Origin of the sequence: Streptomyces sp. NPDC005899, from assembly GCF_040629645.1 — a bacterium.
Classification (GTDB): Bacteria; Actinomycetota; Actinomycetes; order Streptomycetales; family Streptomycetaceae; genus Streptomyces.
The window spans coordinates 1-6532 of sequence record NZ_JBEXWB010000350.1 but is presented as its reverse complement, the minus strand read 5'-3'; the positions used below and the strand labels follow the sequence as shown (position 1 = coordinate 6532).

Here is a 6532-nt window from a genome sequence, read left to right as displayed (position 1 = left end):
GGTGGGCGGGTCCGCGCACGACGGGGGTGTGCGGAGGACGGCCCCGTCCCTAGGCCCGCAGGGACCAGCCGCGCTCCTCCAGTGCCGTGCCCAGCACCGGGGCCGCGCTCGGCTCGACCATCAGCTGCACCAGGCCGGCCTGCTGACCGGCGGCGTGCTCGATGCGGACGTCCTCGATGTTCACCCCGGCCAGTCCGGCGTCGGCGAAGATGCGGGCCAGCTCACCGGGGCGGTCGCTGATGAGGACGGCCACGATCTCGTACGAGGCCGGGGCGGACCCGTGCTTGCCGGGCACCCGGACCCGGCCGGCGTTGCCGCGGCGCAGGACGTCCTCGACGCCCCTGGTGCCGGAACGGCGCTCGTCCTCGTCGGCCGACTGGAGGGCGCGCAGGGCCCTGACCGTCTCTTCCAGGTCGGTGGCGACCCCGGCCAGCACGTCGGCGACGGGTCCGGGGTTGGCGGAGAGGATCTCCACCCACATCCGGGGGTCGGAGGCGGCGATCCGGGTGACGTCCCTGATCCCCTGGCCGCACAGGCGCACAGCCGTCTCGTCGGCCTCCTCCAGCCTGGCGGCGACCATGGAGGAGATCAGCTGCGGGGTGTGGGAGACCAGGGCGACGGCGCGGTCGTGGGCGTCGGCGTCCATGACGACCGGGACGGCCCGGCACAGGGCGACCAGCTCCAGGGCGAGGTTGAGCACCTCGGTGTCGGTGGCCCCGGTCGGGGTGAGCACCCAGGGGCGGCCCTCGAAGAGGTCCCCGGTGGCCGCGAGGGGGCCGGAGCGCTCCTTCCCGGCCATGGGGTGCGTCCCGATGTACGGCGTGAGGTCGAGGCCCAGGGCCTCCAGCTCGCGCCGCGGGCCTCCCTTGACGCTGGCGACGTCGAGGTAGGCGCGGGCGACGCCGTCCCGCATCGCCCCGGCCAGCACCGAGGCGGTGTGGGCCGGCGGCACCGCGATGATCGCGAGGTCGACGGGCCCTTCGGGTGCCTCGTCCGTGCCGGCGCCGAGCGCGGCCGCCGTCTGCGCCGAGGCCGGGTCGCGGTCGACGAGGTGGACCCTGATGCCCCGCCCGGCGAGTGCGAGGGCGGCGGAGGTGCCGACCAGGCCCGTCCCGATGACCAGAGCTGTTCTCACTGGGCGATGTCCTTGCGGAGGGCGCCGGTGGCGCCGAGGTAGACGTGGCTGATCTCGGCCTTGGCGAGATACGTCTCGACGTGGGCGAGGATGCGGACCACCCGCGGCATGGCGCCGGTGATGTCCAGCTCCTGGGCACAGATCAGGGGTACGTCGACGATGCCCAGACCCCGGGCCGCGGCGGCCGGGAAGTCGCTGTGCAGATCGGGCGTGGCCGTGAACCACACGCTGATGAGGTCGTCGGCGGTGAACCCGTTGCGCTCCAGGATCGCGGTGAGCAGGGCCCCCACCCGCTCGTCCATGTGACCGGCTTCGTCCCGCTCCAGCTGGACGGCTCCACGGACCGCTCGTACCGCCACGTCGTACCCCTTGCTCCTCGTTCTGCGTGCTCCGCCAGCCTAGAGGTGCGCCGGGGCGGGCGGTCACCGTGCTCTGTCCGTGAGACGGCACGGCGGCGTGGGCGGCGGGGCGCCCCCGGATCCCGCCGGGTGGGTCCGGGGCGGGCGGCGGTGCCCGCCCCGGCGGCTCCGCGTACCCTCGCGCGCATGGTCACCGCCGAAGCCGGGGCCCTCGTACGCGGCGATCACACCGTCTACTCCCGGGTGACGGGCTCCCGGGCCTTCGGGCTGGCCACCGAGGGCGGCGACACGGACCGGCGCGGGGTCTTCGCCGCGCCGGTCCCGATGTTCTGGGGCTTCACCGAGCCGCCGGCCCACATCGAGGGCCCCGCGGACGAGCAGTTCTCCTGGGAGCTGGAGCGCTTCTGCGAACTGGCCCTGCGCGCGAACCCGAACGTGCCGGAGTGCCTCCACTCCCCCGTCGTGGAGCGGATCGACGCCACCGGCCGGGACCTGCTGCGCACGGGCGAGCTCCGGGTCGAGGTGGGCGACGCCCGCGAGGAGCTGCTCGCGGTGAGGCGGGGCGAGGTCCCGTGGCCCGAGGTGGAGCGCCGGATGAACCGTCTCGCCGGGGAGAACGGCGCGGCGCTCGCCCGCTCGCCGCTGCCCCCGGAGCCGGACCGGGAGCGCGTGGAGGCCTTCCTGATCCGGACCCGGAGAGCTTCGGTGGGCCGATGCCTACGGCTGCGCAACACCGTCGGCCAGTACGAGAATCCGGCCGCGCGCCTCGCCGCCGTCCGGCAGCCGCCACGGGGCGCTGACGTGCCCGCGGACTGCGGCCGCCGGCTCCTCGGCCTCCAGCACACGCGACACCACGAGGGTGGCGGCGTCCGCCCCCTCGTTCAGCACGATGCGGGTGCGGTCCTTCCCCTCCCGGACGGTGGCGGACGTGACCGCGTCCGGCCCGCCGTCCGCGGCGACGACGGTGACGGTCGGGTCGGGCGTGTCCGACTCGCTCTGCGCCTGGGGCTCGGCGCTGCCCCGCACCAGGGCGAGCAGCCCGGCGACCAGCACGGGGTCGTGGACCCCGTCGTACACCCAGCGCCGCCCGAGCACCCCGTGCTCGCTCGTGCCGAGGAGCGCGTCGTCGGCCCCCGCCAGGGGCGCGCCGCGGTAGGTGAGCGGTACGAGGTAGGTGACGGGCCGCTGTCCCGACGTGTCCGTGGCCACCATGAACTCGATGCCCACCTCACCCTGCGGATCGTCGAGCCGGAAGCCGCCGGTGCGGTCGAGTTCCGGCTCGCCGGTGCCGGTGTACCAGGGCCGGGTGGGCAGCCAGGCGGCGATGAGCTGCAACTTGCCGGGGTCCATTGTCGTTCTGTGGATGACAGCCATGCCGGGTCAACTCCTCGCGTCCAGAACCGGTTCCCGGCGCTCGCGCCTCGCGGGCGCGGACGGCCGGGCCGGGGGTCTCACACGTCCCAGAGCGCGCCCAGGGACAGCAGGTCGCTGCGGTACTCGATGCGCTCCGACCACTCCTTGGGCCAGGCGCCCGCCCCCAGGTGCGCACCGGCCAGCGCCCCGGTGAGGCAGGCCAGCGAGTCGGAGTCGCCCCGCGTGCAGGCGGCCCTGCGCAGCGCGGTGACCGGTTCCTCGGGGAAGAGCAGGAAGCAGTGCAGGGCCGTGGCGAGGGCCTCCTCGGCGACCCAGCCGTCACCGGTGGCCTCGCACGGGTCGGTCTCCGGGGACGGGTCGCGCAGGGCGTCCTGGACCCTGGCGAGGGCGGTCAGGCACTCGTCCCAGCCGCGCCGGACGTACGCCTCGGGCGAGGCGTCACCCGCATACCGCCACAGGTCGCCGAGCCAGCGGTGCGGGTAGCGGCCGCTGTTCTCGTAGGCGTAGCTGCGCAGCCGGCCCACCAGGCCCATGGGTTCGGCGCCCTGCGCCAGCAGGTACACGGCGCGGGCCGTCAGGTCGGAGGCGGCCAAGGCGGTGGGGTGGCCGTGGGTGAGGGCGGCCTGGAGCTGGGCCGCGCCGGACCGCTGCTCCTCGCTGAGCCCGGGAACCAACCCGACCGGGGCCACCCGCATGTCGGCGCCGCAGCCCTTGGAGTCCGTCCTGCTGGCCTCCTGCCAGGGCCGGTCGCCGTCGAGCAGGCGGCAGGCCGTCAGGCAGGTGCGGCCGGGGGCGCGGTCGTTGTCCGGGGAGTGGTACCAGGCGACGAATTCCGCACGGAGGGGTTCCACCAGCCGCGCCGGGGTGAGCAGTCCGCTGTCCATGGCCGTGCGTATGCCGCGTCCCAGGGCGAGCGTCATCTGGGTGTCGTCGGTGACGGTCGCGGGCTCCGGGAGCGCCGTCCGCCGCCAGGGACCGTGCGTGGCGAGGATGGACGGCACGTCGTCGAACTCGGTCGGGTGGCCCAGGGCGTCGCCGAGCGCGAGCCCGACGAGGGCGCCGGTGGCCGCCTGCTTGGTGAGGGTCCGTGTGGGGATCATGTGGTCCGTCCTTCCGGGCGTCCTTCCGGGCGCAGCAGTGGCGGGTGCAGGGCGGTGGCCGCACCCGCCCGGTACAGGGCGGCCGGTTTCCCGCGTCCGCCGGTGCGGCGCGGCGGTCCATCCACGGCCTGGACGAAGCCGGGCGTGGTGAGGACCTTGCGCCTGAAGTTGGGCCGGTCGAGCGTGACGCCCCAGACGGTCTCGTAGACCTGCTGGAGCTCCCCGAGGGTGAACTCCTCGGGGCAGAAGGCGGTGGCCAGGCACGAGTACTCCAGCCTGGCGCCGATGCGGTCGTGGGCGTCGGCCAGGATGCGGTCGTGGTCGAAGGCCAGCGGGCCGGTGCGGCCGGTGTCCCACCACCGCGCGTGTGCCGCGTCCCCGCCGCCGCGCGGCTCGGGCAGGTCGGGGACGAGGGCGGCGTACGCGACGGAGACGACCCGCATCCTGGGGTCGCGGTCCGGATCGGTGTAGGTGCGCAGCTGCTCGAGGTGGAAGGCGCACACGGACGCCTGCGTGAGGCCGGTCTCCTCGGCGAGTTCGCGGCGGGCCGCCTCCTCGGCGGACTCGCGGGGCAGCACGAATCCGCCGGGCAGGGCCCAGTGCCCCTTGAAGGGCTCCTGGCCGCGTTCGACGAGCAGCACGTGGAGCCGTCCCTCGCGGACGGTGAAGACGGCGAGGTCGACGGCGACGGCGAAGGGGGTGAAGGCCCCGGGGTCGTACCCCTCGGGGGCGCCGCTCATCGGCGTTCCGGGAGGGGTGCGGCGAAGTTCCAGGAGGTGGCGAGGAGTTCGTCCACGGCGGTGACCGCGGCGGCCAGCCGGGCGTGGTGCGGCCCGGTCAGTTCGACGAAGGTGCGGCCGGTGCGGGTGAGTTCGTCGCGGAAGCGGTCCGTCATCCAGGGGCGCAGTTCCTCGCCGTCGCGCAGTCCGTCGTCCTCGAAGGCGACGCCCTCGTGGTCGGTGAGCAGCCAGAGGTGGTGGGTGACGCGGTCGGCGGTCTCCTCGACGAGGGGGTTGCGGCCGCCGATGTACCGCTCGTGCCAGACGGTGGTGGCGAAGGAGTCGGTGTCGCAGACGAGCACCGGGGATCCGACCCGCGCCGCCGCCTCCTCCCGGGCGTTCTGGGTCTCGGCGATGAGGGGGAAGTCGTCGGTGGTGAGGGTGACGTCCTCCCACTGGGCGCCGGGCCACTCGTCCCGCAGGGCGGCGAGCTTCGCCTCGCTGAACTCCCGTCCGTACTCGGCGACGTACCGGGTGTGCGCCCAGACGCCGCCTCGGCGGCGGAGGTGGTCGGCCAGGGACCGCGCCAGGGTCGTGGTGCCGGTGGACTCGGCACCGAGGACGACGACCCGGCGGGTCAGCGCGGCCCGGACGGGCGGTTCCAGGAAGTCCCAGCAGGCGGCCGGATCGGCCCGGACGGCGGTCCCGGAGACGGGGAAGGCGCTGCGCGCCGGGTCGACGAGGACGGATTCCGCCCCGAAGCGGCGGGCCAGTTCGTCCCCGTACGCCTCCGAGGTGAAGACGGCGTCGACGCGTTCGGGCACGGCGGCGGTGAACACGGCCATGTGCGCGTCCCAGACCGCGGGGTCGGTGACGTCCATGGGGGTGTCGTCGACGGCTCCCACCACCCGGACCCCGGGGTGCACCTCCCGCATCCAGGCGACCCGGTCGGCCAGCGGGACGGATTCGACGGACGCGGCGCAGACCAGGACGGTGAGCCGCTCGCAGCGGTCCTGGGCGGTGCGGACGAGGTGGTGGTGGCCGGCGTGCGGCGGGTAGAACTTGCCGAGGACCAGGCCGTGCCCGTGGCGCCTCACGCCGGCATCCGCTCGGCCGCGGTACGGACCGGGGCGGCGTCCCGGCTCCACGCGCGCAGCCCGATGAGGCAGAGCGTCAGGAAGCCGGCGTACAGCAGGGAGGTCAGGTAGAGCTCCTTGTACGCGTACAGCGGGACGTACACCACGTCGGCGGCGATCCACAGCCACCACGACTCGACGAGCTTGCGGCACTGCCCGTACGTCGCCGTCAGGGACAGCGAGGTCGTCAGCGCGTCCCAGAAGGGCACGGTCGAGTCCGTGGCCCGGGACAGCAGCGCCGTGAGGGCGGCTGTCCCCACCACCCCCGCCACCAGCAGCCAGGCCCATTCGGTGCGCGTGGTCGTGCGCACCGGCAGGACGGGCGCACCTGGTCCACCCCCGTGGGTCCAGGTCCACCAGCCGTACGCGGCGAGGGTGATGAAGACGCATTGGAGTCCGGCGTCGGCGTACAGACCGGACTGGGCGAACAGCAGGATGAAGAACAGGTTGTTGGCGATGCCGATCGGCCAGTTGGCGAGGTGCTGGCGGGCCACGAGCCAGACGCAGAGCGCCCCGCTGCCGAAGCCGAGCACCTCGGTCCAGCTGACCGGGGTGTCCAGGACCGTCACCAGGGGCTGTTGCAGGGGATCGAGGATGTCCGCGAGCGTCACGCCGCCTCCTTCTTTATGGTCACTATGACTATAAAGAAGAAACGGCGGCGGCGGAAGGCCCGCGGCCGGTTCCGGTTCGGCGGACGAACCAGGAACCG

7 protein-coding genes and 1 pseudogene are annotated in these 6532 nt (G+C 74.3%); 1 reads left to right on the top strand and 7 read right to left on the bottom strand.

Features of this window, described 5'->3' with window-relative positions; all coding sequences use genetic code 11:
* Positions 1 to 49: 49 nt before the first annotated feature.
* Together ABZ371_RS27280 and aroH are read right to left on the bottom strand one after the other, a co-directional pair.
* Positions 50 to 1135 carry a prephenate dehydrogenase gene (locus ABZ371_RS27280; protein ID WP_358684323.1) on the bottom strand — a complete coding sequence of 362 codons (1086 nt, stop codon included), beginning with the start codon at positions 1133 to 1135 and terminating at the stop codon, positions 50 to 52.
* Positions 1132 to 1494 carry a chorismate mutase gene (gene aroH, locus ABZ371_RS27275; protein WP_358684321.1) on the bottom strand — a complete coding sequence of 121 codons (363 nt, stop codon included), beginning with the start codon at positions 1492 to 1494 and terminating at the stop codon, positions 1132 to 1134. The genes ABZ371_RS27280 and aroH overlap by 4 nt, the downstream gene beginning before the upstream one ends.
* A 186-nt stretch (positions 1495 to 1680) precedes the next feature.
* On the opposite strand from aroH, the pseudogene ABZ371_RS27270 reads away from it, so the two are divergent.
* Positions 1681 to 2199 (top strand): annotated as a pseudogene (locus ABZ371_RS27270) (nucleotidyltransferase domain-containing protein); the annotation flags it as partial.
* Between the two features lie 12 nt (positions 2200 to 2211).
* On the opposite strand, the gene ABZ371_RS27265 reads toward ABZ371_RS27270, so the two are convergent.
* The 5 genes from ABZ371_RS27265 to pnuC form a co-directional block, all read right to left on the bottom strand.
* Complete coding sequence (locus ABZ371_RS27265) at positions 2212 to 2868, bottom strand: 1,4-alpha-glucan branching protein (RefSeq protein WP_358684319.1); 657 nt, start codon at positions 2866 to 2868, stop codon at positions 2212 to 2214.
* A gap of 77 nt (positions 2869 to 2945) precedes the next feature.
* Positions 2946 to 3968 carry an ADP-ribosylglycohydrolase family protein gene (locus ABZ371_RS27260; protein WP_358684317.1) on the bottom strand — a complete coding sequence of 341 codons (1023 nt, stop codon included), beginning with the start codon at positions 3966 to 3968 and terminating at the stop codon, positions 2946 to 2948.
* Positions 3965 to 4708: an NUDIX domain-containing protein gene (locus ABZ371_RS27255; RefSeq protein WP_358684315.1), complete on the bottom strand. Its 744-nt coding sequence runs from the start codon at positions 4706 to 4708 to the stop codon at positions 3965 to 3967. The genes ABZ371_RS27260 and ABZ371_RS27255 overlap by 4 nt, the downstream gene beginning before the upstream one ends.
* Positions 4705 to 5784 carry an AAA family ATPase gene (locus ABZ371_RS27250; RefSeq protein WP_358684313.1) on the bottom strand — a complete coding sequence of 360 codons (1080 nt, stop codon included), beginning with the start codon at positions 5782 to 5784 and terminating at the stop codon, positions 4705 to 4707. The genes ABZ371_RS27255 and ABZ371_RS27250 overlap by 4 nt, the downstream gene beginning before the upstream one ends.
* Positions 5781 to 6434 (bottom strand): nicotinamide riboside transporter PnuC, encoded by a 654-nt coding sequence (gene pnuC / locus ABZ371_RS27245; RefSeq protein WP_358684311.1) that lies wholly within the window; start codon positions 6432 to 6434, stop codon positions 5781 to 5783. Before pnuC ends, ABZ371_RS27250 begins: the two co-directional genes overlap by 4 nt.
* Positions 6435 to 6532: the final 98 nt, after the last annotated feature.

Coding starts and splice junctions, on each gene's coding strand:
- ABZ371_RS27265 (WP_358684319.1), bottom strand. CDS start 2,868: ATGGCTGTCATCCACAGAACGACAATGGACCCCGGCAAGTTGCAGCTC.
- ABZ371_RS27260 (WP_358684317.1), bottom strand. CDS start 3,968: ATGATCCCCACACGGACCCTCACCAAGCAGGCGGCCACCGGCGCCCTC.
- ABZ371_RS27255 (WP_358684315.1), bottom strand. CDS start 4,708: ATGAGCGGCGCCCCCGAGGGGTACGACCCCGGGGCCTTCACCCCCTTC.